Origin of the sequence: Micromonospora sp. DT178 (assembly GCF_049841695.1) — a bacterium.
Classification (GTDB): Bacteria; Actinomycetota; Actinomycetes; order Mycobacteriales; family Micromonosporaceae; genus Micromonospora.
This window is the reverse complement of record NZ_JBNCKV010000003.1, coordinates 264,221-289,274: the sequence shown is the minus strand read 5'-3', so window position 1 is coordinate 289,274 and position 25,054 is coordinate 264,221. Positions and strand designations below refer to the sequence as shown.

At 74.5% G+C, this 25,054-nt stretch carries 25 protein-coding genes and 1 pseudogene; 17 read left to right on the top strand and 9 right to left on the bottom strand.

What is annotated here, in order from left to right; genetic code table 11:
• Positions 1-248: 248 nt before the first annotated feature.
• Positions 249-3,917, top strand: coding sequence for a SpoIIE family protein phosphatase (locus tag ACLQ22_RS07925; RefSeq protein ID WP_425691666.1), 3,669 nt, complete (start codon positions 249-251; stop codon positions 3,915-3,917).
• Positions 3,918-3,961: 44 nt separating this feature from the next.
• Here the strand turns inward: ACLQ22_RS07925 and ACLQ22_RS07920 are convergent, their stop codons facing one another.
• On the bottom strand, positions 3,962-4,279 hold the full coding sequence (locus ACLQ22_RS07920) for an STAS domain-containing protein (protein WP_425691665.1): 318 nt from the start codon (positions 4,277-4,279) through the stop codon (positions 3,962-3,964).
• Positions 4,280-4,374: 95 nt separating this feature from the next.
• Here ACLQ22_RS07920 and map point away from each other — a divergent pair, with 95 nt between their 5' ends.
• Together map and ACLQ22_RS07910 are read left to right on the top strand one after the other, a co-directional pair.
• The gene (gene map, locus ACLQ22_RS07915; protein ID WP_425691664.1) at positions 4,375-5,232 is read left to right on the top strand and encodes a type I methionyl aminopeptidase; all 858 of its coding nucleotides are present in this window, start codon (positions 4,375-4,377) and stop codon (positions 5,230-5,232) included.
• Positions 5,229-5,945, top strand: a complete 717-nt coding sequence (locus ACLQ22_RS07910; protein ID WP_121396055.1) for a VIT1/CCC1 transporter family protein — start codon at positions 5,229-5,231, stop codon at positions 5,943-5,945. Before map ends, ACLQ22_RS07910 begins: the two co-directional genes overlap by 4 nt.
• Before the next feature lie 13 nt (positions 5,946-5,958).
• On the opposite strand, the pseudogene ACLQ22_RS07905 reads toward ACLQ22_RS07910, so the two are convergent.
• From ACLQ22_RS07905 to ACLQ22_RS07875, 7 genes and pseudogenes are all read right to left on the bottom strand, one after another.
• Positions 5,959-6,684: pseudogene (locus tag ACLQ22_RS07905) on the bottom strand (nucleotidyltransferase domain-containing protein).
• Positions 6,685-6,693: 9 nt separating this feature from the next.
• Positions 6,694-7,194 (bottom strand): nitroreductase/quinone reductase family protein, encoded by a 501-nt coding sequence (locus ACLQ22_RS07900; protein WP_425691663.1) that lies wholly within the window; start codon positions 7,192-7,194, stop codon positions 6,694-6,696.
• Positions 7,195-7,222: 28 nt separating this feature from the next.
• Positions 7,223-9,928, bottom strand: a complete 2,706-nt coding sequence (locus tag ACLQ22_RS07895) for an FtsX-like permease family protein (protein ID WP_425691662.1) — start codon at positions 9,926-9,928, stop codon at positions 7,223-7,225.
• The gene (locus tag ACLQ22_RS07890) at positions 9,925-10,683 is read right to left on the bottom strand and encodes an ABC transporter ATP-binding protein (protein ID WP_425691661.1); all 759 of its coding nucleotides are present in this window, start codon (positions 10,681-10,683) and stop codon (positions 9,925-9,927) included. The genes ACLQ22_RS07895 and ACLQ22_RS07890 overlap by 4 nt, the downstream gene beginning before the upstream one ends.
• Positions 10,680-11,267 carry a PadR family transcriptional regulator gene (locus tag ACLQ22_RS07885; protein ID WP_121396051.1) on the bottom strand — a complete coding sequence of 196 codons (588 nt, stop codon included), beginning with the start codon at positions 11,265-11,267 and terminating at the stop codon, positions 10,680-10,682. Before ACLQ22_RS07885 ends, ACLQ22_RS07890 begins: the two co-directional genes overlap by 4 nt.
• Positions 11,268-11,333: 66 nt before the next feature.
• Positions 11,334-11,780, bottom strand: a complete 447-nt coding sequence (locus ACLQ22_RS07880; protein WP_425691660.1) for a ferritin-like domain-containing protein — start codon at positions 11,778-11,780, stop codon at positions 11,334-11,336.
• Positions 11,777-12,226, bottom strand: coding sequence for a hypothetical protein (locus tag ACLQ22_RS07875; protein WP_425691794.1), 450 nt, complete (start codon positions 12,224-12,226; stop codon positions 11,777-11,779). Before ACLQ22_RS07875 ends, ACLQ22_RS07880 begins: the two co-directional genes overlap by 4 nt.
• A gap of 229 nt (positions 12,227-12,455) precedes the next feature.
• Between ACLQ22_RS07875 and rimP the strand changes: the two genes are divergently transcribed.
• From rimP to ACLQ22_RS07825, 10 genes are all read left to right on the top strand, one after another.
• On the top strand, positions 12,456-13,157 hold the full coding sequence (rimP, locus tag ACLQ22_RS07870; protein ID WP_416605481.1) for a ribosome maturation factor RimP: 702 nt from the start codon (positions 12,456-12,458) through the stop codon (positions 13,155-13,157).
• The gene (nusA, locus tag ACLQ22_RS07865; protein WP_416605479.1) at positions 13,154-14,197 is read left to right on the top strand and encodes a transcription termination factor NusA; all 1,044 of its coding nucleotides are present in this window, start codon (positions 13,154-13,156) and stop codon (positions 14,195-14,197) included. The genes rimP and nusA overlap by 4 nt, the downstream gene beginning before the upstream one ends.
• Before the next feature lie 16 nt (positions 14,198-14,213).
• Positions 14,214-14,546, top strand: a complete 333-nt coding sequence (locus ACLQ22_RS07860; protein ID WP_121396046.1) for a YlxR family protein — start codon at positions 14,214-14,216, stop codon at positions 14,544-14,546.
• A 93-nt stretch (positions 14,547-14,639) separates the two neighbouring features.
• A complete protein-coding gene (gene infB, locus ACLQ22_RS07855; RefSeq protein WP_425691659.1) occupies positions 14,640-17,648 on the top strand; it encodes a translation initiation factor IF-2 in 3,009 nt (1,002 codons plus the stop codon).
• Positions 17,649-17,735: 87 nt separating this feature from the next.
• Entirely contained in the window at positions 17,736-18,029 is a 294-nt protein-coding gene (locus ACLQ22_RS07850; protein WP_101414636.1) for a DUF503 domain-containing protein, read from the top strand.
• Positions 18,030-18,185: 156 nt separating this feature from the next.
• The gene (gene rbfA / locus ACLQ22_RS07845; protein WP_425691658.1) at positions 18,186-18,668 is read left to right on the top strand and encodes a 30S ribosome-binding factor RbfA; all 483 of its coding nucleotides are present in this window, start codon (positions 18,186-18,188) and stop codon (positions 18,666-18,668) included.
• Between the two features lie 101 nt (positions 18,669-18,769).
• Positions 18,770-19,747 carry a DHH family phosphoesterase gene (locus tag ACLQ22_RS07840; RefSeq protein ID WP_425691793.1) on the top strand — a complete coding sequence of 326 codons (978 nt, stop codon included), beginning with the start codon at positions 18,770-18,772 and terminating at the stop codon, positions 19,745-19,747.
• Positions 19,748-19,835: 88 nt separating this feature from the next.
• The gene (locus tag ACLQ22_RS07835) at positions 19,836-20,243 is read left to right on the top strand and encodes a hypothetical protein (protein WP_121396043.1); all 408 of its coding nucleotides are present in this window, start codon (positions 19,836-19,838) and stop codon (positions 20,241-20,243) included.
• Positions 20,243-20,452 (top strand): DUF6186 family protein, encoded by a 210-nt coding sequence (locus tag ACLQ22_RS07830; RefSeq protein WP_425691792.1) that lies wholly within the window; start codon positions 20,243-20,245, stop codon positions 20,450-20,452. The genes ACLQ22_RS07835 and ACLQ22_RS07830 overlap by 1 nt, the downstream gene beginning before the upstream one ends.
• A 545-nt stretch (positions 20,453-20,997) precedes the next feature.
• Complete coding sequence (locus ACLQ22_RS07825) at positions 20,998-21,510, top strand: adenylate kinase (protein ID WP_425691657.1); 513 nt, start codon at positions 20,998-21,000, stop codon at positions 21,508-21,510.
• 110 nt (positions 21,511-21,620) lie between these two features.
• Here ACLQ22_RS07825 and ACLQ22_RS07820 read toward each other — a convergent pair whose 3' ends face one another.
• Entirely contained in the window at positions 21,621-22,250 is a 630-nt protein-coding gene (locus ACLQ22_RS07820) for a TetR/AcrR family transcriptional regulator (RefSeq protein WP_425691656.1), read from the bottom strand.
• A 61-nt stretch (positions 22,251-22,311) separates the two neighbouring features.
• On the opposite strand from ACLQ22_RS07820, the gene ACLQ22_RS07815 reads away from it, so the two are divergent.
• From ACLQ22_RS07815 to ACLQ22_RS07800, 4 genes are all read left to right on the top strand, one after another.
• Positions 22,312-22,614: a hypothetical protein gene (locus ACLQ22_RS07815; protein ID WP_425691655.1), complete on the top strand. Its 303-nt coding sequence runs from the start codon at positions 22,312-22,314 to the stop codon at positions 22,612-22,614.
• Entirely contained in the window at positions 22,611-23,594 is a 984-nt protein-coding gene (locus tag ACLQ22_RS07810; protein WP_425691654.1) for an ATP-binding cassette domain-containing protein, read from the top strand. The genes ACLQ22_RS07815 and ACLQ22_RS07810 overlap by 4 nt, the downstream gene beginning before the upstream one ends.
• The gene (locus tag ACLQ22_RS07805) at positions 23,591-24,415 is read left to right on the top strand and encodes an ABC transporter permease (RefSeq protein ID WP_425691653.1); all 825 of its coding nucleotides are present in this window, start codon (positions 23,591-23,593) and stop codon (positions 24,413-24,415) included. Before ACLQ22_RS07810 ends, ACLQ22_RS07805 begins: the two co-directional genes overlap by 4 nt.
• Before the next feature lie 75 nt (positions 24,416-24,490).
• On the top strand, positions 24,491-24,997 hold the full coding sequence (locus ACLQ22_RS07800; protein ID WP_425691652.1) for an SAM-dependent methyltransferase: 507 nt from the start codon (positions 24,491-24,493) through the stop codon (positions 24,995-24,997).
• Positions 24,998-25,054: the final 57 nt, after the last annotated feature.

Here is a 25,054-nt window from a genome sequence, read left to right as displayed (position 1 = left end):
CTGACCGGCGCCGCATCGTCCCGTGCACGGGACTGAAATGCCACGCTGGTCCGGATTCGGGTGACCGGCCGTCCCGTGTGGATCCCGCCCCGCGACGCCGCCGCCGGGGAGCGGCGACCGGGTGTGGCGGACATGAACAGCGCACGGTGGGCGGTATGCGTTACGTTGCTCGTCCGTCGGGGTACCAAGCGGGGCACGGCCGGTCGGATCACCGGGCCGAGGCGGTGATGGCCGGAGCGGGAGGAACTATGAGCTCGGCCCAGGGGGGCGTGGACGAGGGTTGCCCGTCCGAGGGAGGGCAGAGCGTCGAGTTCCCCCCGATGCTGGCCGCCGCCTTCGCCGGCGGCGGTGAGATGGGCGAGCTGATGGGCCGCCTCGACTGGTCCGCCCATCCGCTCGGCACCCCCGACCGCTGGCCGGCGACGCTCTGCTCGGCGCTCGGCCTGATGCTCGCCTCCAGCTCGCAGATCGTCATGTTCTGGGGCGAGGACGAGCTCGCCTTCTACAACGACGCCTACCGCCCCACGATCGGTGGCAAGCACCCGGACGTGCTGGGCCAGCCGGCCCGCGAGCACTGGGCGGAGACCTGGAGCGTGCTCGGGCCGCTGCTGGAGGGCGTCCGGCGGGACAGCCGGTCGTACCGCGCGCAGGACCACCCCTTCCCGCTCGACCGCCGCGGTTTCCTGGAGGAGACCTACTTCGACGTCTCCTACGACCCGATCCTGGGCGCCGACGGCGCCGTCGACGGTGTCTTCTGCATCGTCAACGAGACCACCGGCCGGGTGGTCGGGGAGCGCCGGCTGCGGCTGCTGGCCGAGCTGGGCACCGAACTGGCCGAGGTGGACAGCAGGCCCGAGCTGGGCCGGGCCGCCGCGGCGGTGCTCGACCGGCACCGGTCGGACGTGCCGTTCTCGCTGGTGTACCTGCTCGACGAGGCCGGCGAGCTGGCCCTGACCGGGTGCGGCGGCGTCGGCCCCCGGGCGGTCGCCACGCCCCCGTCGGCGCGGCTCGTCGAGGTCACGGCCGCCGGCACCGCCGCCACCGTCGCCGTGACGGACCTGCTCACCGAGGCGCCGGCCGACGCGACCGGCGAGGCGCTGGTGCTGCCGGTCACCGCCGGGAACGAGACCGTGGGCACGCTGGCCGTCGGCGTCGCCCGCCGGCTGCCGCTCACCGACGAGTACCAGGACTTCTTCGACCTGGTCGCCGCGCAGATCTCCCGGGCCGTCGGGCGGCAGCAGGCGTACGAGCAGGAACGCACCCGCGCCGCCGAGCTGGCCGCCCTGGACCGGGCCAAGACCAGCTTCTTCGCCAACGTCAGCCACGAGTTCCGCACCCCGCTGACCCTGGTGCTCGGCCCGCTGGAGGACCTGCTGGCCGACCCGGCGCTGCCCGAGGCGTACACCGACCGCCTCACCACCATGCACCGCAACGCGCTGCGGCTGCTCAAGCTGGTCAACACGGTGCTCGACTTCTCCCGGCTGGAGTCCGGGCGGCTGTCCGCCCGCTACCAGCCCACCGACCTCGCCGACTACACCGCCCGCCTGGCCAGCACGTTCCGGTCGGCCACCCAGCGGACCGGGCTGCGCCTGGTCGTGGACTGCCCGCCGCTGCCGGCGCCGGTCTTCGTGGACCGGGACATGTGGGAGAAGGTCGTCCTCAACCTGGTCTCGAACGCGGTGAAGTTCACCTTCGACGGCGAGATCCGGGTGCGGATCCGCGCGGTCGACGGGGCCGCCCGGCTGGAGGTCACCGACACCGGCGTCGGCATCGTGCCGGAGGAGCTGCTGCAGATCTTCGAGCGCTTCCACCGGGTGCCCGGGGTGCGTTCGCGCAGCCACGAGGGCACCGGGATCGGCCTGGCGCTGGTCCGCGAGCTGGTCGAGATGCACGGCGGCGAGGTGGCCGTGCGCAGCGGCGTCGACGAGGGCAGCACGTTCACGGTGACCGTCCCGTTCGGCGCCGGGCACCTGCCGGCCGAGCGGGTCGTCGGCGCCGGCCCCCCGGAGCAGGTCGAGCTGGCGCAGGTCGACCTGTACGTCGCGGAGGCGGCGCTCTGGACCGGCGCCACCGGGCCGGCCGACGGTGCCGGGTCGACGCGGGGGAGCGGCGCCGCCGGCCGGATCCTGGTCGCCGACGACAACGCCGACCTGCGCGAGCACGTCACCCGGCTGCTCGCCCCGTCCTGGGAGGTGGTCGCGGTCACCGATGGCGTGGAGGCGCTGCGGCACGCCGTCGACGGCTCGTTCGATCTGGTGCTGACCGACGTGATGATGCCCCGGCTCGACGGGTTCGGGCTGGTCGCCGCGTTGCGCGCGGATCCGCGTACCCGGCACGTGCCGATCGTGCTGCTCTCCGCCCGGGCCGGCTCCGCCGAGGAGGTCGCCGGGCTCGCGGTCGGCGCCGACGACTACCTCACGAAGCCCTTCTCCGGCCAGGAGTTGACCGCCCGGGTACGGGCCAACGTCGAGCTGGGCCAGCTCCGCGGGCAGATCATCCGTGGGCTGCGGGCCCTGGCCGACGCGGCGGTCGCGGTCAACACCGCCCGCTCCACGGCCGACGTGCTCCAGGTCGCCGCGCGGCACGCCCTGAGCCTCGCCGAGGCCGCCCGGGTGGTGGTCTCGGCCACCGGGATGCGCTTCGAGGCCGACGGCGGCGGGCTGGCCTCGATCGAGCCGTCCTTCGTGCTGCCGCTGACCGGCACCACCGGCGAACGGCTCGGCGAGCTGCGGGTCTGGCGCCCGGACGGTGACGGGGCCCACACCGACGAGGCCGCGCTCACCCAGCTCGCCCGGCTGGTCGGGGTGCGGTTGGAGAACGCCCAGCTCTACGAGGCCGAGCACCGCATCGCCACCACGCTCCAGCACAGCCTGCTGCCCCGGTCGCTGCCGCAGCTGCCGGGCGCCCTGGTGGCCAGCCGCTACCTGCCGGGCAGCGCCGACGTGGAGGTCGGCGGGGACTGGTACGACGTCGTCGCGCTCGGCGACGACGAGCTGGTGCTGGCGATCGGCGACGTCGTCGGCAAGGGCGTACGGGCGGCCGCCGCGATGGGCCAGCTCCGCAACGCGCTGCGGGCGTACGTCCTGGAGGGCTTCGATCCCGGCGAGTCGCTGACCCGGCTCAACCGGCTCGTCGGCACCAACGAGGGGCGCTCCTTCGCGACGGTGTTCTGCCTGTGGTTCAGCCCTCGTACCGGCCGGATGCGCTACGCCAGCGCCGGTCACCCGTCCCCCCTGCTGATCCGAGGAGACGACGTGGCGTTCCTGCACGACCGGGCGCTCGGGCCGCCGGTCGGGGCGATTCCCGACACGGCCTACCGGACGGTCGAGGGGGAGCTGGCCGCCGGGAGCCGGCTGCTGCTCTACACCGACGGGCTGATCGAGGACCGGCAGCAGGGCATCGACGCCGCGCTGGCCACGCTGCGGCAGGACGCGGCCACCCCCGGCGAGCACGTGACCGACCTGATCGACGCCGTGGTGGAGCGGGTCGCCGGGCGACCGTTGCGTGACGACGTCGCGGTGCTCGCCCTGGAGGCGGCGGAACTCAACCGGTTCGCGCTGCGGCTGCCGGCCGATCCCACCCGGCTCAGCGTGCTGCGCAAGCGGCTGGAGGACTTCCTCGTCGCGCACAAGGTCAGCGAGACGGACCTGTTCGACCTGACGGTCGCCGTCTCCGAGGCCGCCGCCAACGCCATCGAGCACCCGGTCGAGCCGGCCGAGCCGACGATCAGCGTGGAGGTGACCGTCTCCGACCGCACGGTGGTCGCCACGGTGCGCGACAGCGGCCGGTGGCGGGAGTCGACCGGATCGGGCTTCCGGGGGCGGGGGCTGTCGCTGATCGAGGCGCTCGGGGAGCTGTCGGTGAACCGTACCGCCGAGGGGACCGAGGTGACGCTGCGCCGGCGGCTGGCGGACTGAGCGCGCGGCCGGCGGTGTGGCGGCGGGCCCGGGGGTGGGAGGGCTCAGGCCGGGCGGAGCCAGGCCTGGTCGCCCAGGCCGGAGATGTCCAGCACCCGGTGGACCTGCCGCGACGGCAGCACGGTGAGCGCGCCGGGAAGGTGCTGGGCCAGCCGGACCACGGCGTGGATCGCCGCCGAGTCGAAGAAGGTGACTGCCCGGAGATCGAGCGTCACCCGCTCGGCCGACTCCCGCAGCGCGGTCTGGAACATGACGTCGGCGGTGGCCATGTCGACCTCGCCGGTGACCAGGACGCGGAGGTGGCCGCCGTCGATCTCCGTCTGGGCGGAGAAGACGGGAGACGTGCCATCCCCTTGATCCACGGAGCCACAATTGCACAGCGGACCGGGCACGGCAACAACCGCTCCGGGCGGGCGGTGGCGGGGGTCACCACTGCGCGCGGCGATAAACTTGCGTCATGACCGTCCGTGCGCCGCTGACCCCCGGCACGCTCACCCCGTTGCGGCCCGTGCCCGCCCACATCGTCCGCCCGGAGTACGTGGGCAAGAAGCGTCCGCAGGAGTGGCGCGGCTCGCACGTGCAGACGCCGGAGACCATCGAGAAGATGCGGGTCGCCGGTCGGCTCGCGGCGCAGGCCACCCAGCTCGCCGGCGAGCACTGCAAGCCCGGCGTGACCACCGACGAGATCGACCGGGTCGTGCACGAGTTCCTCTGCGACCACGGCGCGTACCCGTCGACGCTGGGCTACCGGGGCTTCCCGAAGTCGTGCTGCACCAGCCTCAACGAGGTGATCTGCCACGGCATCCCCGACTCCACCGTGCTCGCCGACGGCGACATCATCAACGTCGACGTGACCGCGTACCTCGACGGGGTGCACGGCGACACGGACGCCACCTTCTGCGTGGGCGAGGTCAGCGAGGAGGCCCGGCTGCTGGTCGAGCGGACCCACGAGGCGATGATGCGCGGCATCCGCGCCGTCGCCCCGGGCCGCCAGATCAACGTGATCGGTCGGGTCATCGAGTCGTACGCGAAGCGCTTCGGCTACGGCGTCGTCCGCGACTTCACCGGCCACGGGATCGGCGAGGCGTTCCACAGCGGACTCTACGTGCCGCACTACGACAGCCCTCGCCCCACGGACGTGATGGAGCCGGGAATGACCTTCACCATCGAGCCGATGATCACCCTCGGCACCCACCAGTACGACATGTGGGACGACGGCTGGACCGTGGTGACGAAGGACCGCAGGTGGACGGCCCAGTTCGAGCACACCATCGTGGTGACCGAGGACGGGCACGAGATCCTGACGCTGCCGTGACGGACACCCCGGCGGCGCTGCGTGAGGCGCACCACGCGGACGTCTCCGGTGGCTGGCTGCGCCCCGCCGTCTTCGGGGCGATGGACGGGCTGGTCACCAACATCGCCCTGATCGCCGGGGTGGCGGGCGGCGGCGTCTCGCCCCGCAGCGTCGTGCTCACCGGCGTGGCCGGCCTGGTGGCCGGCGCCATCTCGATGGGGCTGGGGGAGTACACCAGCGTCCGCTCGGCGAACGAACAGGTCGCCGCCGAGGTCGCCAAGGAGCGTCGCGAGCTGGAGCGGCACCCCGAGGCCGAGGCGCGCGAGTTGGCCGAGGCGTGGGTCGCCCGGGGGCTGCCTCGCGACCTGGCCATGGAGGTCGCCCAGGCCGTCCGGCGCAACCCGGACGAGGCCCTGCGGGTGCACGTACGGGAGGAGCTCGGCGTCGACCCCGACGAGCAGCCCAGCCCCTGGGCGGCCGCGATCTCGTCGTTCCTGTTCTTCTCGGTCGGGGCGCTGGTGCCGCTGCTGACGTACCTGTTCGGCGCGACGAGCCTGTGGCTGGCGCTCGCGGTCGGCGGGCTCGGGCTCTTCGTGGCCGGGGCGGTGGTCGCCCGGTTCACCGCCCGGTCCTGGTGGTCCGGCGGTCTGCGTCAGCTCCTGCTCGGCGCGGCGGCGGCCGGCGCCACGTACCTCGTCGGCACCCTCATCGGGGTGCAGGGCGGGCTCGGCTGAGCGCGGGGCCTCCTCAGCCGTCGAGCAGGTCGTCGACCGTGCCGTCGACGGGGCGGCCCCGGGCCGCCAGCTCGTCCGCCTGACGGGCCAGGACGACGCCCACCTCGGTCATGTCCGCGCCCGCCAGGCCGGTCCGGCGCACCGCGTCGCCCGGGTCGCGGAAGTAGGTGCGGCTGAGCAGGCCGGTGACCGTGGCCGCCGCCAGCCGTGCCTCGCCGAGCATCAGCAGCGCCTGGTCGGTCTCGTACCACTCGGCCAGCCGGGCGGCCCGGGCGTGCGCCGCGCCGCCCCGGTACCAGGCCCGGCGGGCCGCCGTGCTGAACTCGGCCGGCCGGGCCCGGGCCAGCCGGCCCAGGTGCTCGTCGCGCAGCGTGCGCAGCTAGCCGGTGGGGTCGTGCAGCGCCCGGGTGCTGACGTAGCGGTCGGCGGTCAACGGCCAGAGCGGGGAGATCACCCGGGCCTGGCGCAGGTAGTCGTCCGTGCCGGCCACGGTCAGGTCGACCAGCACGCCGTCGACCCGCCGGGTCGCCGGGGACGGTCCGCCACCGGGCCGGTACGTCACGACCAGCAGCCCGACCTCGCCGTCCCCGCCGCCGTCGTCGTCGCCGTGGGCGAGCGGCCCGTGCACCGCGACCGCCAGCACGTCGGCCGGGAACCGCCGGCGCACGGCGTCGGCGACCCGCTCGGCCACCGCCCACCGTGGATCGTCGGAGTGGGGTTCGCCGTCGGCGCCGGTCACCGCACCAGCCTATTCGCGCCCGGTCTGCCCGCCCGGCACGCCGCGCCCGGTGGGCACCAGCCGGAAGACGAGGATCTCCCGGTCGCCGGCCCGCTGGGCGTACGCCCGGTAGGCGGGCCACTCGGTGACCAGCAGCGTCCAGAGGCGGTCCCGTTCGGCGCCGGTGGCGACCTGGGCGCGCACCGGGACGCGGCGGCCCTTGACGGCCACCTCGGCGGCGGGATCGGCGCGCAGGTTCATCGCCCAGCCGGGCTGGTGGGTCTGGCCGAAGTTGGAGCCGACCACCACGTACGCGTCGCCGTCGGGCACGTAGAGCAGCGGATTGCTGCGCGGCTTGCCGGAGCGGCGGCCGGTGGTCGTGATGACCAGCGACGGGATGAGCCCGAGCGCGACCACCCGCCCCCGGGTGAGCCGCCCCACCATCCGGTCGGCGGGGACGAGCAGGCGGACGGCGGCGCCGAACCAGCGGTGGTGACCGACACGGCGGGTCAGGGCTCCCAGTACGGGCACGGCGACCAGTGTGCCCGCTTGCGGCCCGTCAGTCGAGACGTCGCTCGACCGGCAGCCGGGACCGGGTGAAGAGGCCCGCGCCGAGCATCGCGACCAGCGGCACCACCACCAGGACGCCGAGCGTGGTCCAGGGGACCACCACCGGGTACGGCTCCGCGACCGGCCACAGGCCGGCGTAGCGGCGGTTGAGGGCGGTCAGGATGATCGACGCGGAGCCGAGGCCGGCGACGATGCCGAGCGCGGAGCCCAGCACGGCGATGACCCCGGACTGGCAGAGCGAGAGCAGCCGGCGCAGCCCCGGGCCGGCGCCGACCGCCGCGAGGGTGGACAGGTCCGCCCGCCCCTCGGCCGCGGCCAGCCCGGTGGCGATGCCGGCGGCGCCCACGGTGATCACCCCGGCCGCGGCGGCCAGCAGGAGCAGCAGCGGCCGTCCCGTGTCCGCCAGGGCGCCCCGCTCGATCTCCACCTGTGCGCCGAGCGGGCGTACGGCGGCGACGAACCGGTTCTGCCGGTCCTCGTCGGGTACGCCGTCGGCGGTGATCGCCCAGCCGAGCGGGCGGACGGTCAGCCCGAGGCGCTCGGCGGCGGGCCGGGAGAGCAGCAGCCGGTGCGCGCCCAGCCCGGTCGGCAGCGGGTAGCCGGCGACGGTGGTGCTGGTCGCGGTGTCGGGCCGGGCCTGCCCGGGGCGGGTCACCCTGACGTCGACCCGCCCGTCGCGCACGTAGCGCGGATCGGTCACCACCGCGCCGCCGGCCCGCAGCACGGCGGTAGCGGCGGCGACCTCGGCGGGGGCGGCGCCGGTGAGCACCGGCAGCGCCGTGCCGTCGTCCACCACCACGTGGAAGTACCCGCCGAGGTGGTCCTCCGGGACCGTGCAGCGGGCGTCCGCGCGGGCCCGGCGCTGCTGTGCCGGGCTCAGCCGGTCGCCGGGCGTCCACGGGCAGGCGCGCTCGGCCGGCAGCACCGGCGAGACCACACACGGGTCGGTGTCGGGGCCACCGCACCCGGGTTCCGCGAGCGGCGCCACGGCCCGCACCCCCAGGTGGGCGCGGGCCGCCTCGGCGACCCGGGGCAGGGCGGGCGGCTCGTTCGGGCCGTGGCTGGTCACCAGCACGGTGCCGGCCGGCAGGGCGGGCCGGTACATCGTGGCCGACCGGGCGTCGTCGCTGGCCAGGTACACGCCGATGGCGACGCTCCCGGCGACGGCCGCCATCACCGCGGAGATCGCCGGGGCGGTGGACGACCGGTTGCGGCTGGCGTCGCGCAGCGCGATCCGGGGTGCCAGCGGCAGCGACCGTCCGAGGCGGGCGAGCAGCCCGACCAGGGTCGGGGTGGCGAAGACCAGCCCCAGTTCGCCGAGGACCAGGCCGGCGAGGATCACCGCCGGCGCGGTCCGGGCCGCCCCGAACGCGGCCACCGCGGCCCCGCCGACGGCCAGGGCCACCCCGGCGGTGAGCCAGCGTCGCCGGTGCGCGGGCGGGGTGCGCCGGCCGGCGAGCCCCGCCACCACGTCCTGCCGGGCGGCCGTCCAGGCCGGGGCCAGCGCGGCCAGCACCCCGGCCAGCACCGCGACGGCCGCGATCGCCGCGAGGGCCTCCGGCCAGCAGCGGTACGCGCCGAAGCGCGCGCCGTAGAGGTGCTGCTCCACCAGCGGGCGGCCGGCGAACGCGGCGGCGACGCCCAGCGCGACCCCGATGGCGGCGCCGAGAGCGCCCAGCACCACGCCGTCGGCCAGCACGATCCGGCGCAGGTGAGCGTCATCCCCGCCGGCCACCGCCACCAGCGCGAGGTCCCGCCGTCGCCGCCGTACGCCGACCGCGAACGCCGGCCCGACGAGCAGCACCACCTCCAGCAGCCCCAGCCCGCCGACGAGCACCGAGACGCTCATCCCCTCCACGTCCATCGGAAGGCGGACGTCCGGTCCGAACGCGACGATGTCCGAGGCGGGGGCGGGGGTGCGGGCGCGGACCAGGATGCCGTGCCCGTTGAGCCGGCGGAACAGTCCCTCGTCGGGGGGCCCGGGCAGGTCGACCAGCCAGCTCGTGTCCGGCTCGGTCTCCATCCGCCCTTCCGACGGGTGCAGCGTCACCACCGCGCCCAGGTCGTCGGGGTACTCGGCCACCCCGACCACCCGCCAGGAGCGGGCGCCGTCGCCGGAGGTGACGGTGCCGCCGAGGTGGGCGTCGAGGCGGCGCAGCGCCGCCGGGCTGACCGCGATCTCGTCCGGCCCGGCCGGCGCCCGCCCCGAGTGGAACCGGACCAGCCCTCGCCCGAGCGGATCGATGAGATCCACGGCGCGTCCCGCGATCGTGTCGTCGATCCGCTCGCCGACCCGGGCGTCGAACGACACCCAGCGGCGCAGCGGGACCACCCGGCTCCCGGCCGGCAGCAGGGCGGTGACCTGCTCGGCGGTGACGATCCCGGCCGGGGGCGCGTCCTCCCGGTCGGCCTGCCAGGCGTCGCCCCAGGCGCTCTGCACGATCGGCTGCCGCACCATCCAGCCCAGCTCCGCGTCGGCCGCGCCGAGCTGGCGGTCGGTCCGCTCGGCGGGAGTCAGCTCGGACATCCGCCAGCTCACCGCGGTGAAGGTCAGCACCAGCACCGGAAGCGTGATCATCGCCAGCACCAGCGCCGTGCGTCCCCGGGCCCGCCGGGCCTCCCGCCGGGCGATGCGCAGCGCGGCCCACCAGGAGCCGGCCGCCCGGGCGAGTCGGCCGCCCCGGCCCGGGCTCACCGACCGCTGCCGCTCAGCAGCTGCTCAACGCTGCCCAGCGGGGCCGTCGTGTCGACCAGGACCCCGTCGCGGAGGAAGACCACCCGGTCGGCCCAGGCGGCGTGCCGCGCCTCGTGGGTGACCAGCACGGCGGCGGCCCCGGCGTCGACCCGCCGGCGCAGCAGGTGCAGCACCGCCTCGCCGGTCTGCGAGTCCAGCGCGCCGGTCGGTTCGTCGGCGAGCACCAGCCGGCGCTCCCCGACGAGCGCACGGGCGATGGCCACCCGCTGCTGCTGCCCGCCGGAGAGCTGGTCGGGGAACCGGTCGCCCAGCTCGGTCAGGCCCACCTCGGCCAGCGCGTCCAGCGCCAGGCGGCGGGCCCGCCGCACGCCCGTGCCGTCGAGTTCGAGGGGGAGGGCGACGTTCTCCACGGCGCTGAGGCTGCCGAGCAGGTTGAGGTCCTGGAAGACGTAGCCGATCCGGCGGCGCCGCACCTGGGCCAGCCGCCGCCGGTCCAGGGCGCCGAGCGGCTCGCCCTCCACGTACACCTCGCCCGCAGTCGGGCCGTCCAGCCCGCCGGCCAGGGCGAGCAGCGTCGACTTCCCCGAGCCGGACGGTCCCATCACGGCGACGAGTTCCCCCGCGTGCACGGCGAGGCTCACCCCGCGCAGCGCGTGCACGGCCGCCGCGCCGGCGCCGTGGGTGCGGTGCACGTCACGCACGTCCAGCACGGGCGTGCCCGGGCTCCCGTCGGCCGGCCGGTTCCCCGTGCTCACCGTCGTGCCTCCTCGTCCGCCCGGTCCACCGCCTCGTCAGGCGTCGTCGGGACGCGGCCGGGCTCCGCCGGACGGTAGCGCACGAGGCTGCTCTCGCAGTGGTCCAGCCAGCGCACCTCGGCCTCGGCCTGGAAGACCATGGCGTCCAGCACCAGCCGCCACGGCAGGTCCTCGGGGCGGTCGCTGGCGTACTTCAACCGGGTCAACTCCTGCAACGTCCGCATGGTCGCGCTGCGCTGGGTCTGCACCACCGACCGGACGTCCACCCCGGGGGTGGTCAGCGCGAGGGCGAGCTTGATCGCCAGCTCGTCGCGGGGCCGGTCGGTGCGGCTGATCGGGGTGGCGAACCACAGGGCCAGGTCCGTCCGCCCGGCGTCGGTGATCTCGTACGGGCGCTGCCCCGTCTCGCTCTCGGGCAGCGACCGGACCAGCCCGTCCCGTTCCAGGCGGGACAGGGTGGTGTAGACCTGCCCGATGTTGAGCGGCCAGGTCGAGCCGGTCGACTCCTCGAACGCGGCGCGGAGCTGGTAGCCGTACATCTGGCCGCGTTCGAGCAGGGCGAGCAGCCCGTGACGGATGGACATGGCAACGGAGTATGCATACCTGGTATGCGACCCGCAACCGGAGCGGGCGCCGAGAGGGTCGGCCGGTCAGGCGGGTCGGCCCGGGAACGGCACCGTCAGCGGGGTGATCCCGGCCGTCCGCCGCCAGCGGGTGGCCCGCAGGGCGTACTCGACCAGGGCGGCCAGGGCCCTGTCCCGGTCGGCGCCGCTGGTGGCCGGCACCGCCGCCCGCCAGAACGCGGCCGTGCGCTCCTCCACCTCGACGGCCAGCCGCAGCGCGCTCGCCCGGTCGGTGACCGGGAACGGCAGCGTGTAACCGGCCCGGTCCGGCGGGACGTTCCCGCCGCCGGCGCTCAACTGCACGATCAGGTCGTCGCGGCGGCGCCGGTGCGCGGCCTCCGCGTCCTTCGCGGCGTCGCGGGCGGCGCCGGTGAGGCGTACCCCGATGGGCCCGTACGCCCAGATCGCGGCGTACTCGGCGGAGAGCGCCGCGCCCAGCGCCCCGGCCGGCCCCGACGGTGTCGGCGCGGTCACCGCAACGCCTCCACGTGCGTGGCCCGGGCGGCGGCGATCGAGGCGAGCAGCGCGGCCCGCTCGGCCGGCGCCGCCGCGCAGGCCCTGGTCGCCGCCTCCCGGGCGGCGCGTTCGTCCTCGCGCAGCGCGGCCCGTGCCGCCGCCGGGTCGCCCGGCGCGGCGGGCGTGGCCGCGACGGACGCCGAGGGCAGCGGTACGCCGATGACCCGGGCCAGTTCGGCCGCGTGCGCGCGGTGCGCCTCGGCGATCGGCGTGAGCAGGCCGGCGAGCGCGGGGTGCGCGACGGCGGCGTCCCGGTGCCCGGCGGCGAGCCGGAGCGACTCGTCGAGCAGCGGGGTGAGCGGATCCGGCCCCGGGGTGGGCTCGTCGTCGCGGTCGAGGAGGCCGCAGCCGGTCAGCGGCGCCGCCGCCCCGCCGAGCGCCAGGAGGGCCCCGGCGCGCAGCACCTTGCGCCGGGAATGCCCGGTCGTCTCGCCGCGTCGTGTCGTTCTGCCCGTCGCCACCGGACAAGTCAACACCATCACCGGCCGTACGTGGGCGACCGGCGTCGGTGCGCCGCCCGGCCCGGCACGCGGCGGGCGCGTTACGCTCTGCGCAGCCACCGGCGCGTCAGCTCCGGTGGCGTGCCGGCATGGCGGCCGACCGGGTGCCGTCGATCAGCAGGAGGGTGCGGAGATGACGCAGCGTGGCCGTGCCACGAGGTCGACGGGTCCGGCGGGGAGACCCCGACGCGCCGACGCCCCACGGGGCGGGGAGCGTGCCGGCGGCCCGCGCGGCGACCTCGCCGCCCGGCGGGCCCGGCTGCGTGAGGTGATCGAGCCGGTGGTCGCCGGCGCCGGTTACGACCTGGAGGACCTCTCCGTGTCCCGGGCCGGCCGGCGGCACGTGGTGCGGGTGATCGTGGACGCCGACGGCGGGATCAACCTGGATGCCGTCGCCGTGGTCTCCCGGGCCGTCTCCGCGGCCCTCGACGCGGCCGAGGAGGCCGGGGGCGACATCGTCGCCGGCGAGTACCAGCTGGAGGTCAGCTCCCCCGGCGTGGACCGGCCGCTCACCCTGCCCCGGCACTGGCGACGTAACGTCGGCCGGCTGGTGAAGGTGACCGCCCGCGGCGCGGGCGCCCCGCCCGGCCAGCAGGCCGAGCAGCCCGCCGGCGACCGGCAGGTCACCGGCCGGGTGGTCGAGGCCGACGACGAGCGCGTGGTGCTGGAGACCGACGCCGGCCGCGCCGCATGGACGTACGCAGAGCTCGGCCCCGGCCGGGTGCAGGTCGAGTTCCACCGCCTCGACGAGATCGAGGAGACGGACGAACCCGACGACATGGACGACACCGACGACTTCGATGACGAAGATGATGTGGAGGACGAGGAGAGGTGAACATCGACCTCGCGGCGCTGCGCGCACTCGAGCGCGAGCGGGAGATCCCGTTCGACACGATCCTCGCGGCGATCGAGACCGCGCTGCTGACCGCCTACCGGCACACCGAGGGGGCGGAGTCGCACGCCCGGGTGGAGATCGACCGCAAGTCCGGCGCGGCCCTGGTCTACGCGCAGGAGCTGGACGACGACGGCACCGTCGTACGGGAGTGGGACGACACCCCGCACGACTTCGGCCGGATCGCCGCCATGACCGCCAAGCAGGTGATCCTCCAGCGGCTGCGGGAGGCCACCGACGAGGTGCACTTCGGCGAGTACGTGGGCCGCGACGGTGACCTGGTCACCGGCGTGGTGCAGGCGCACGAGGCGCGCAGCGAGAAGGGCATCGTCAGCGTCGACCTCGGCAAGCTGGAGGGCGTCCTGCCTCAGTCCGAGCAGGTGCCCGGCGAGCGCTACGCGCACGGCGAGCGGATCCGGTGCGTGGTGGTGCACGTGGCCAAGGGGATGCGCGGGCCGCAGATCACCCTCTCCCGGTCGCACCCGGCGCTGGTCAAGAAGCTCTTCGCGCTCGAGGTGCCGGAGATCGCCGACGGCACGGTCGAGATCGGCGCGATCGCACGTGAGGCGGGTCACCGCACGAAGATCGCGGTCCGCTCCACCACCCAGGGCGTCAACGCCAAGGGCGCCTGCATCGGCCCGATGGGGCAGCGGGTGCGCGCCGTGATGAGCGAGCTGCACGGCGAGAAGATCGACATCATCGACTGGTCGGACGACCCGGCGACGTTCGTCGGCAACGCCCTGTCGCCGGCCAAGGCCCTGCGGGTCGAGGTGGTCGACCTGGCCACCCGCACCGCCCGGGTGACCGTGCCGGACTTCCAGCTCTCCCTCGCCATCGGCCGGGAGGGGCAGAACGCCCGACTTGCTGCCCGGTTGACCGGTTGGCGGATCGACATCCGGTCCGACGCCGAGCAGTCCGGTGCCACCGGCCGGGGCGGAGCTGATCACGTCCCGGAGCCGGGCGGCGCGATCTCGGGCGCCTAGGGGTAGACTTTCTCCAGTGGTACGACGCGCGCTGCCGGAACGCACCTGTGTGGGTTGCCGGCGACGTGCGCCGGCCAGCGAATTGCTGCGGATCGTCGCGGTCGGCGACGAGGCTGGTCACAGCCTTCGGCCCGATCCGGCCCGCAGGCTGCCGGGTCGGGGAGCGAACATGCACCCGGATCCGGCCTGCTTCGCGCAAGCGGTGCGGCGACGCGCTTTCGGGCGTGCGCTGCGCATCACCGGGGTCCCCGACCACGGTGAGCTTGCGGAGCACGTCGATGCGCCAACCACTACGTCCGGTCAGCCCGACCGGGCGAGGGTCGCTAGCAAGGTAGGACGACCGACATGAGCACACGATGAAGTCCCTGAAATGACCAGGCTTCAAGTGCACGAGTGAGGTTGCTGCGGGTGCTGCCCGCACGACCTCGGAGTGAGGAGTGCAGTGGCAGGTAAGGCCCGCGTACACGAGCTTGCAAAAGAGCTCGGGGTCGAAAGCAAGACCGTTCTCGCCAAGCTCAAGGAGATGGGCGAGTTCGTGAAGTCCGCGTCCAGCACCGTCGAGGCGCCCGTCGCCCGACGGCTGCGTAGCGCATTCGTCGCCTCCGCCGGATCTCCGGCACCGGCCGCCCCACCGGCGGCCGCCCCGGCGCCGACCCCGACCCCGACGCCCTCCCCGGCCCCCGGTGGGCCCCGGGTCTCGGCCAAGCCGATGCCGCCCCGGCGGCCGGCCGCGCCGACGCCCGGTCCCAAGCCCAAGGGCCCGGTGCCCGGTCCGCCGCAGCCCGCGGCCCCGGTCGCCAAGCCGGCGAGTGCCCACGACATCGAGGTGGCGGCCGCCGAGGCGCGTGCCGCCGCGCTGAAGGCCGAGCAGGAGGCGGCGGTCAAGGCCGCCCAGGCCGCTCGGCAGCAGCAGCGTGAGAACGTCCGCCGGGAGCCCCCGGCGGACGGTGGCAACCGTCCCGGTCCCCGACCGGGTCCGGGTGCCATGCCGCCCCGCCCGGGTTCCCCGGCCGCCGGTCGTCCCGGCGCGCCGGCGCCGGGCCCGGGTGGTCGTCCGGGCGGTCGTCCGCCGGCGCGCGGCGCCGGTAACAACCCGTTCGGTATCCAGGGCAGCCAGCAGCAGCAGCGGCCCCCGGCCGCCGGTGCGGGTGGTCCCCGGCCCAGCCCGGCCGGCATGCCTCCGCGTCCGAGCCCGGCCTCCATGCCGCCCCGTCCGAGCCCGGCCTCCATGCCGAGCCAGCGTCCCGCCACCGGTCGCCCCGGCCCCGGTGGCGCCGGTCGCGGCCCCGGTGGCGGCGCGGGTCGTCCCGGTGGCGGCGGCGGTGGCGGTGGCTTCCGCGGCGGTCCCGGTGGCGGCGGCGGTGGCGGTGGCTTCCGCGGCGGTCCCGGTGGCGGCGGCGGTGGCGGTGGCTACCGTGGCGGTCCCGGTGGCGGCGGCGGTGCGCCGGGCGGCGGTTTCCGTCCGGGTGCTCCGGCCGGCGGCGGCGGTCGTCCCGGTGGTGGCGGTCGTGGCCGTGGCGGCGGTGCCGCGGGTGCCTTCGGGCGTCCGGGTGGCCGGCCGACGCGCGGTCGCAAGTCCAAGAAGCAGCGCAGACAGGAGTTCGACAACCTGTCGGCCCCGACCATGAGCTCGGGTGCCCCCCGGGGTCAGGGTCAGGTCGTCAGGCTCTCCCGTGGCGCCTCGCTGTCGGACTTCGCCGACAAGATCAACGCCAACCCGGGTTCGCTGGTCCAGGAGATGTTCAACCTGGGCGAGATGGTCACGGCGACCCAGTCGTGCTCCGACGACACCCTGCTCCTGCTGGGTGAGCACCTCGGCTTCAACGTGCAGATCGTCAGCCCGGAGGACGAGGACCGCGAGCTGCTCGCGCAGTTCAACATCGACCTCGACGCCGAGGTCGCGGAGGACCGCCTGGTCGACCGTGCGCCGGTGGTGACCGTCATGGGTCACGTCGACCACGGTAAGACCAAGCTGCTCGACGCGATCCGCAAGGCGAACGTCGTGGCCGGCGAGGCGGGTGGCATCACCCAGCACATCGGTGCCTACCAGGTCCACGTGCCGCACGAGGGCGAGGACCGCGCGGTGACCTTCATCGACACCCCGGGTCACGAGGCGTTCACCGCCATGCGTGCCCGTGGTGCCCAGGTCACCGACATCGTGGTGCTCGTCGTCGCGGCCGACGACGGTGTCATGCCGCAGACGATCGAGGCGTTGAACCACGCCAAGGCGGCCGACGTGCCGATCGTGGTGGCGGTCAACAAGGTCGACAAGCCGGAGGCGAACCCGGACAAGGTCCGCCAGCAGCTGACCGAGTACGGCCTGGTCGCCGAGGAGTACGGCGGCGACACCATGTTCGTCAACGTGGCGGCGAAGCCGGGCATCGGCATCGACGAGCTGCTCGAGGCGGTCCTGCTGACCGCCGACGCGTCGCTGGAGCTGACCGCTCCGATCGACGGGCCGGCGCAGGGTGTGGCCATCGAGGCGCACCTGGACAAGGGCCGCGGTGCGGTGGCGACGGTGCTGGTGCAGAAGGGCACCCTGCGGGCGGGCGACTCCATCGTCGCCGGTGGGGCGCACGGCCGGGTCCGGGCGATGCTCGACGAGAACGGCAACCAGGTCGCCGAGGCAGGTCCGGCCCGTCCGGTCCTGGTGCTCGGTCTGACCGCGGTGCCCGGTGCCGGCGACACGTTCCTGGCGGCCGAGGACGACCGCACGGTGCGCCAGATCGCCGAGCAGCGGCAGGCACGGCGGCGGGCGGCGTCCTTCGCCAACTCCCGCGGCCGGGCCACCCTCGAGACGCTCATGGAGCAGCTCAAGGAGGGCGAGAAGACCTCGCTCAACCTGGTGCTCAAGGGCGACGTCTCCGGTTCCGTGGAGGCCCTCGAGGATGCGCTGTTCAACCTCGACATCCCGGAGGAGGTCCAGCTCAGGATCATCCACCGGGGCGTGGGCGCGATCACCGAGAGCGACGTCATGCTCGCGAGCGCGTCGTCCGAGCCGGTCACGATCATCGGGTTCAACGTGCGGGCCGCCAACAAGGTCCGCGAGATCGCCGACCGCGAGGCTGTGGAGATCCGGTACTACACCGTGATCTACCAGGCCATCGAGGAGATCGAGGCGGCGCTCAAGGGCCTGCTCAAGCCGGAGTACGAGGAGGTCGAGCTGGGCACCGCGGAGATCCGCGACGTCTTCCGCTCGTCCAAGATCGGCAACATCTCCGGCTGCATCGTCCGGTCGGGCATCATCCGGCGCAACGCCAAGGCGCGCCTGCTGCGGGACGGGTCGGTGGTGGCGGACAACCTCACCGTCAGCTCGCTCAAGCGGTTCAAGGACGACGCCACGGAGGTGCGCGAGGGCTTCGAGTGTGGTCTGACCCTGGGTGGTTACAACAACGTCCAGGTCGGCGACATCATCGAGACCTTCGAGATGCGCGAGAAGGTTCGCGCCTGATCCGGTGAACCACTGATCAAGGGGTTTGCGCCGAAAGGCGTAAACCCCTTGATCATGTGGGGGGCGGTGCGGGTATCGTCCGGGGCGATGTTCACCGGAACCGCGGTCTTCGACCTGCTGCTGCCGGGCGACTCCCGGTCGCTCAAGGCCAAGAGATCATACGTACGGCCGATCGTGGCGGCGCTGCGCCGCTTCGAGGTCTCGGCCGCCGAAGTGGGAGCGCTCGACCTGCACGGTCGGGCCGAGATAGCCGTGGCCGTGGTGGCCGCCGAGGCGTCGCACGTCCGCGAGGTGCTGGACTCCTGCGAGCGCCTGGTGGCCGGCCGGCCGGAGACCGAGTTGCTCTCGGTGCGCCGGCGGCTGTACGGCGAAGAGGACTGACCCGGCGGCGCCTGTCCGTCGGAAGCCGGGACGGAGCCGGCGCCGCGCGGCGCGGGTGGCCGCGCGGGTAGTGTTCGGGTTGTTGGGCCGTCGGCTCCGGGGCGCTCCGCGTCGCCGGACGACGGCCGGGAGCGGGACGCCGTGGAGGTGGCGAAGATGTCGGATCCGGCCAAGGTACGCCGGCACGCGGAGCGGGTGCGTGAACTGGTCGCGTCGGTGGTGCGCAGCCAGATCAAGGATCCCCGGCTCGGCATGATCACCATCACCGACGCCCGGATCACCGCCGACCTGCGCGACGCGACCGTCTTCTACACGGTGCTCGGCGACGCGGCGGCCCAGGCGGGCACGGCGGCGGCGCTGGAGAGCGCCAAGGGCATGCTGCGCAGCACCGTCGGTAAGGCGCTCGGGCTGCGGCACTCGCCGACGCTGACCTTCGTCCTGGACGACGTGCAGGACCAGGTCAAGCACATCGACGACCTGCTCGCCCAGGCCCGCAACGCCGACGCCGAGGTGCAGCGCATCGCCGCCCGGGCGGAGTACGCGGGCGAGCCCCAGCCGTACCGGCTGGACGAGGACGAGGACGCCGACGAGGCACGCGACGCCGACGAGACCCCGCCCCGGGGCGGGGACCCGCGGTGACCGAGCCCTCCGGTGGCACGACCGGTGGCGTCCTCGCCGAGGCGCCGCCACCGGTCGACTCCGGCCCGACCGAGGCGGACTGGGCCGCCGGCGTCGCGGCCGTGCGCGACCTGCCGCCGGACGGGCGGGTGCTGCTGATCTGCCACGTCAACCCGGACGGGGACGCGCTGGGCAGCATGCTCGGCTTCGGGCTCGGGCTGCGTCGGCTGGGTGTGCGGCGGATGCAGGCGACCTTCCCCGGCCCGCCGGAGGTGCCGGAGCCGTTCCGTGGGCTGCCCGGGCTCGACCTGCTGGTGCCGGCGACCGAGGCGTACCCGGACCCGGACCTGGTGATCTGCTTCGACGCGGCCAGCGAGTCGCGCCTCGGCGATCTGGTCGACCGGCTGGAGACCGCCGGCGAGGCGCTGGTGCTCGACCACCACGCGTCGAACACCCGCTTCGGCCGGATCAATCTGGTGGACCCGCACGCGGCGGCCACTTCGGTGGTCGCCGAGGGACTGCTCGCCCGGCTCGGCGTCGGGCTGGACGCCGGGATCGCCGAGTGCCTCTACGTGGCCCTGAGCACCGACACCGGCTCGTTCCGGTTCGAGGCGACCACCCCGGCGGTGCACCAGCTGGCGGCCCGCCTGCTGGCGACCGGCATCCGGCCCGGTGACATCTCCCGCCGGATCTTCGACACCCGGCCGTTCGGCGCCGTCCGCCTCTTCGGCGAGGTGCTCGGCCGGGCCCGCCTGGAACCCGCCCGGGCCGCCGGGCATGGTCTGGTGTGGACGTACGCGACACAGGACGACCTGGCCCGGCACGACCAGCGCCCGTACGTGCTGGAGGGGCTGATCGACTCGGTCCGGTGCACCGCCGAGGCCGACGTGAGCTGCGTGGTCAAGCAGACGCCGACCGGCGACTGGGCGGTGTCGATGCGCAGCAAGGGCGCGGTCGACGTCAGCCGGGTGGCGGTCGCGCTGGGCGGCGGCGGGCACCGCTTCGCCGCCGGCTTCACGGGTTCGGGGACTGTCGACGAGGTCGTCGACCGCATCCGCGCGGAGCTCGACGGCGCGCTGACCGGCCCCGGCCGGCACTGATCCGGAAAGGGCCCGGCGCAGGAAGATCAGGGTGAGCTCGGGGAGTGTCCGTCTTCCCGGTTCCGCCGAGTACGGGGAGAATCGCGGGATGGAGCAGCCCCACGACCTCACCGTCGAGGCGCCCCGCGCCTGGGACCGTCCCGCCGTCACCGTGCCGGTGCTCGTCTGCCTCTCGCTGGTCGGCGGCCGGTTCCCGTCCTTCTCGACCGAGGCCAATCTCTGGACCCTCGGCACCGGCGGGGTGCTGATCTGGCTGGGCCTGAGCAACCGGGTGCCCCGGCGGCCCGCGCCACGCCGGCTGGGCGCCCCGGCGGCCTGGTGGGCCCTGCCGGTGGTGGTCTTCGGGGTCTTCGAGGGGACCACGTTCGTGCTGGCGGCGGGGGACGACTTTCCCACCTTCTCGAGGTTGGCCGATCCGCTGCTGGAGGACCAGCTGGTCCGCTCGGCGGTCTGGCTGGGCTGGCTGTCGGCGTTCTGGGGGCTGGTGCGGCGATGATGCGGATGCTGGCCATCGAGGGCTTCCTGGCCTCCCTGGTGTTCTTCGCGGCCGTCGAGTGGGCGGCCCGCCGCGAGGGCTCGCGGATCCCCACGCTCGGCGAGGTCTGCGCCTACGTGATGCGCTACGAGGTGGGCCCGGTGCCGGTCGGCCGGATCGGCCTGTTCGGCTTCTGGTGGTGGCTGGGCTGGCACTTCCTGGCTCGCTGACCGCGCGCCCCGCATCCTCCGGGGCCCGTGCCGCAGCGGCTGCGGCCGCGAACGCGAGTCCAAATCGCGGGAACCATGGGCAGTATGTGGACCTGAACGATAGCTTGGGAATCGGCCGGCGTCGTGTGGCGGCGCTGGCCGTGGGCGGTGTCGCCACACCCGGTGGCGCCTCCCTCCAGGGTCGGACCGACCCGGGCTTCCGCTGCCCACAGCCGCTCCGGTGACCCCGGGCCGCTGACGGGCGCTCAGCACGACCGCCCGTGAGGGCTGCCGTCCGTCGGCGGCCCACGCCCTGGAAGGGGACCACCATGCCGAGCAAGCCCAAGCCGCAGACCACCGACGAGGCCCGCGAGCAGATGCGCCGCGCGCTGCAGACGTCCATGGACACCCGTCAGTGACCGACGCCGACCGGCGGTGACGCAGCCGGCGTCCCGCGCCGACAGCGTCACCGCCCACCCGGCCCCGGGCTCCGGTCGCGGGCGTCCGTCGCCCCCGGCCAGGAAAACGACTTATCGTCCGGACCGGTGGACCGTTACGGTTCCCGCATGCGCCGGATCCTCGTCGTCGGCAGCGCGGGCGCCGGTAAGAGCACCCTCTCGCGCGAGGTCGCCCGCCGGCTCGACCTTCCGCTGATCCACCTCGACCGGCACTACTGGCAGCCCGGCTGGGTGGCCCTGGGCGACGCCCGCTGGCGGGCCACGGTCGCCGAACTCGCCGACCGGCCCGCCTGGGTGATGGACGGCAACTACGGCGGCACGCTCGACCTGCGCCTGCCCCGCACCGACCTGCTGGTCTTCTGCGACCTCGGCCGGCTGCTCTGTCTCGGCCGGGTGCTGCGCCGCCGCTGGGCGCACCGCGCCACGGGCCGTCCCGACCTTCCGCCCGGCTGCCCGGAGACGATCGACGTCGAGTTCCTCCGGTACGTGTGGCGCTATCCCCGCCGGTCCCGTCCCCGGCTGCTCACCGCGGTCGCCACGCACTCGCCGGCGCTCCCGGTGGTCCGGCTCCGCAGCCGCGCCGAGGTGCGCCGCTGGCTCGACTCCCTGCCCCCGGCCTGAGTGTCCGCGTCTTCCCGGCCTGGGCGTTCGCGCCTGGGCGTTCACGTCTCCCGGCCTGGGCGTCCGCGTCGTCGCGCCTGGTCGTTCACGTGTCCCCGCCCGGGCCGGCGTCAGTCGCAGAGTTGCGCGCGCAGCGTGTCGTAGGCCCACTGCTGCCAGCGTTCGGGCGTCCATCTCCGGTCGCGGACGAAGAGGAGATACAGCTCGGGACTCAGCAGCCCGAAGAGCACGTCGGCGGCGTCCTCGACGGAGAGCTGTGCCCGGGCGCCGGGTTTGGCCAGGAGGCTGCGGGCCGCGGTGGTCTGGACCTCGAGGCGCGGATCGCTGTCCTGTTGCCACAGTCCGGCCAGGCTCGGGTCCTGCCCGCCGGCGGCACGCAGGACGTCCATGATCGGCGCGACCCGCTCGAGCACCTCGCAGGTGCCTCGCACGTGCGCCCGTAGCTGCGCCTCTGCGGTGTCGGCCGCGACGGCATCGAGGAACCAGGCCCGCTGCAACGTGGGGATCGGCTCGTCGTCGCCGGCGATGGTGACGTCGACCAGCTCCTTGAGCAGCGAGGGCTTGTTGCCGAAGGCGAAGTAGATGGTCTGCACGGAGACGCCGGCGCGCTCGGCGACGCCCTGCAGGGTCGTCGCCCCGTAACCCTGATCGACGAACAGTTCGTGCGCCGCCTGGAGGATCCGTCGCCGGGTCTGCCGCGACCGCTCGCCCTTCTTGCCGGCGCTCTTGACCAGTTGCATGGCCTTACTGTAACACTAGAGTCACACTCTAAAAATAAACTCTAGAGGAAGGCCCAAGCAGATGACTCTCATCCGGACGACCCGGTTCACGGCCGACCCGGCCGACGCCGACACCGTGCTGAAGCGGCGCGCGAAGCTCCTCGACGCGATCCGGGCGGCGTACGACGGCCCGGCCGAGACCCGACTGGTCCGCGTCGACGAACGGACCTGGGTGGACATGTGGCGGTGGGACTCGCCCGAGACCCTGCGGGCGGCGCTTGAGGGCGCCCCGGGCCTGCCGGAGGCCGCCGCGGCGTTCGCCGTCGCCCGCGACGTCACCGCCGAGCAGGGCGACCTGGTCGACGAGGACGTCTGGGCCCGATGACAACCTCCAGCCATCTGGCCGTCGAAGCGTCGGGCCTGGTGAAGTCGTTCGGCGCGACGCGGGCGGTCGGCGGCATCGACCTGAGCATCCCCGCCGGCTCGGTGTACGGGTTCCTCGGGCCCAACGGCGCCGGCAAGACGACCACCATCCGCATGCTGGCCACGCTGCTGCGCCCCGACGCGGGCACCGCATCGGTGTTCGGCCACGACGTGGTCCGCGACGCCGCCGCGGTACGCGACCGGATCAGCCTGACCGGCCAGTACGCCTCGCTCGACGAGGGCCTCACCGCCCGGGAGAACCTCGTCCTGCTCGGCCGGCTGCACGGTCACCCCCCGACGGACGCCGCGAGCCGGGTCGAGGAACTGCTGGCCGCGTTCGCCCTGACCGAGGCGGCCGACCGGCTGGTGAGGACGTACTCCGGCGGTATGCGGCGCCGGCTGGACATCGCCGCCGGCCTCGTCGTGACGCCCGACCTGCTGTTCCTGGACGAACCCACCACCGGGCTGGACCCGCGCAGCCGCAGCGACGTGTGGGGCGTAGTCCGGGCGCTCGTCGCCGAGGGCACCACGGTCCTGCTGACCACCCAGTACCTAGACGAGGCGGACCAACTGGCCGACCGCATCGCCGTCATCGACCACGGCGCCGTCGTCGCCGAGGGCGCCAGCAGCGAACTCAAGGCGTCGGTCGGCGGCGGGGCGCTGCACGTCCGGCTGGCCGACCCGGCCGACCGGGCCACCGCCGACCGGGTGCTGACCAGGGCGCTCGGCGGGCCCGTGACGCTGGCCCCCGATCCCGCGGCCCTGACCGTCCAGGTGCCGGCGGACACCGAGGCGGCGGTGCGCGCGCTGGCGGAGCTGGTGCGGGCCCGGGTTCCGGTCACCGAGTTCGATCTCGGGCAGCCGAGCCTGGACGAGGTGTTCCTGGCGCTGACGGGCCACCCGACCACCGTGGACGCCACCTCGAGGGGAAAGACCGGATGACCACACTCGACGCCGTCGCCGCCCGAACGGCGCCCGCAGCGCTCGCCAGGCGTCCACGTCCAGTCCGGGCGAGCACGCTGAGCGCCTGCCTGACGTTCGGCCGACGGGCCCTGTTGAAGATCAGGCGTACCCCTGTCCAGATCTTCGACGTGGCCGTCCATCCGGTGGTGTTCACCGTGATGTTCACGTACCTGTTCGGCGGCGCCGTCGGCGGCTCGACTGGCAGGTACGTCGGCTACCTGGTCCCGGGGATCCTCGTCATGACGCTGCTGGTGACCACCGCCACCACCGGTGCCGCCCTGAGCGTCGACATCGCCAGTGGCGTGTACGACCGGTTCCGTACGCTCTCGATCCGGCCCGTCGCCCCGCTCGTCGGGGGCCTCCTCGGTGACGTGGTGCGATATCTGCTCGCCTCGGCGGTGGTCATGGGGCTCGGCCTCGCGCTTGGCTTCCGCCCGGGTGGCAACGTCGTCGGTGTGGCCGCCGCCGTGCTGCTCGTCGTGGCCTTCAGCGTGAGCCTGTCCTGGGTGTGGACGACGCTGGCGCTGCTCATGCGGTCGCCGGGCGCCGTGCTCGGGGTGACCCAGGCGGTGCTGTATCCGCTGTCCTTCTTCAGCAACATCTTCATCACCCCGGCGACCCTGCCCGGGCCGCTGCGCGCTTTCGTCGACGTCAACCCGGTCACCCACCTGGTGACCGCCGCCCGGGAACTCATGGCGGGGGCCCTGCCCGGCCGACAGATCGGGTGGATCCTCGTCGCCTGCGTCGCCCTGACGGCGGTCTTCGCGCCCCTGTCGGTGCGCCTGCTCCACACCCGTTGATCCGGCGTGGGCGAGGGTGTCGCACTCCCTGTGGCACCCTCGCCCGCGCGCCCGCTGTGAACCGGAAGGACTCCGATGACCGACATGAGGGAAACCGACGAGGGACTCACGACCGGGGCGGCGATCACCGTGACGCCGATCGGGAGGGTCCACAACGCGCGGGCGGATCCGGGGAACTCGGACCACTGGGGCGACGTGCCGAGCACCATCCTGGTGGAGCCGCGCTTCGGGGAGGGCTGCCTCACCGGGCTCGCCGACTTCTCCCACGTGGAGGTGGTCTTCTTCTTCGACCGCCTCACGGAACGGGAGGACTACCGGCCGCCGTTGCGGCCCCGCGGCCGGGCCGACCTGCCCGAGGTCGGGGTGTTCGCCGACCGCGGGCCGCGGCGGCCCAACCGGATCGGCTGCACCGTCTGCGAGGTGGTCTCGGTGCGTGGTCGGGAGCTGCGGGTACGGGGCCTGGACGCGGTCGACGGCACGCCGGTCCTCGACGTCAAGCCCGTGATGCGCCAGTTCCTCCCGGGACGCGTCCGGCAACCGGAATGGGTCGACCGCCTGATGGCGGAGTACTTCGGCAGCTAACGCGGGCAGCGCCCCGGCCACCGCCACCCGCAAATGCCGAGGCGTGCCGGGGCGGCT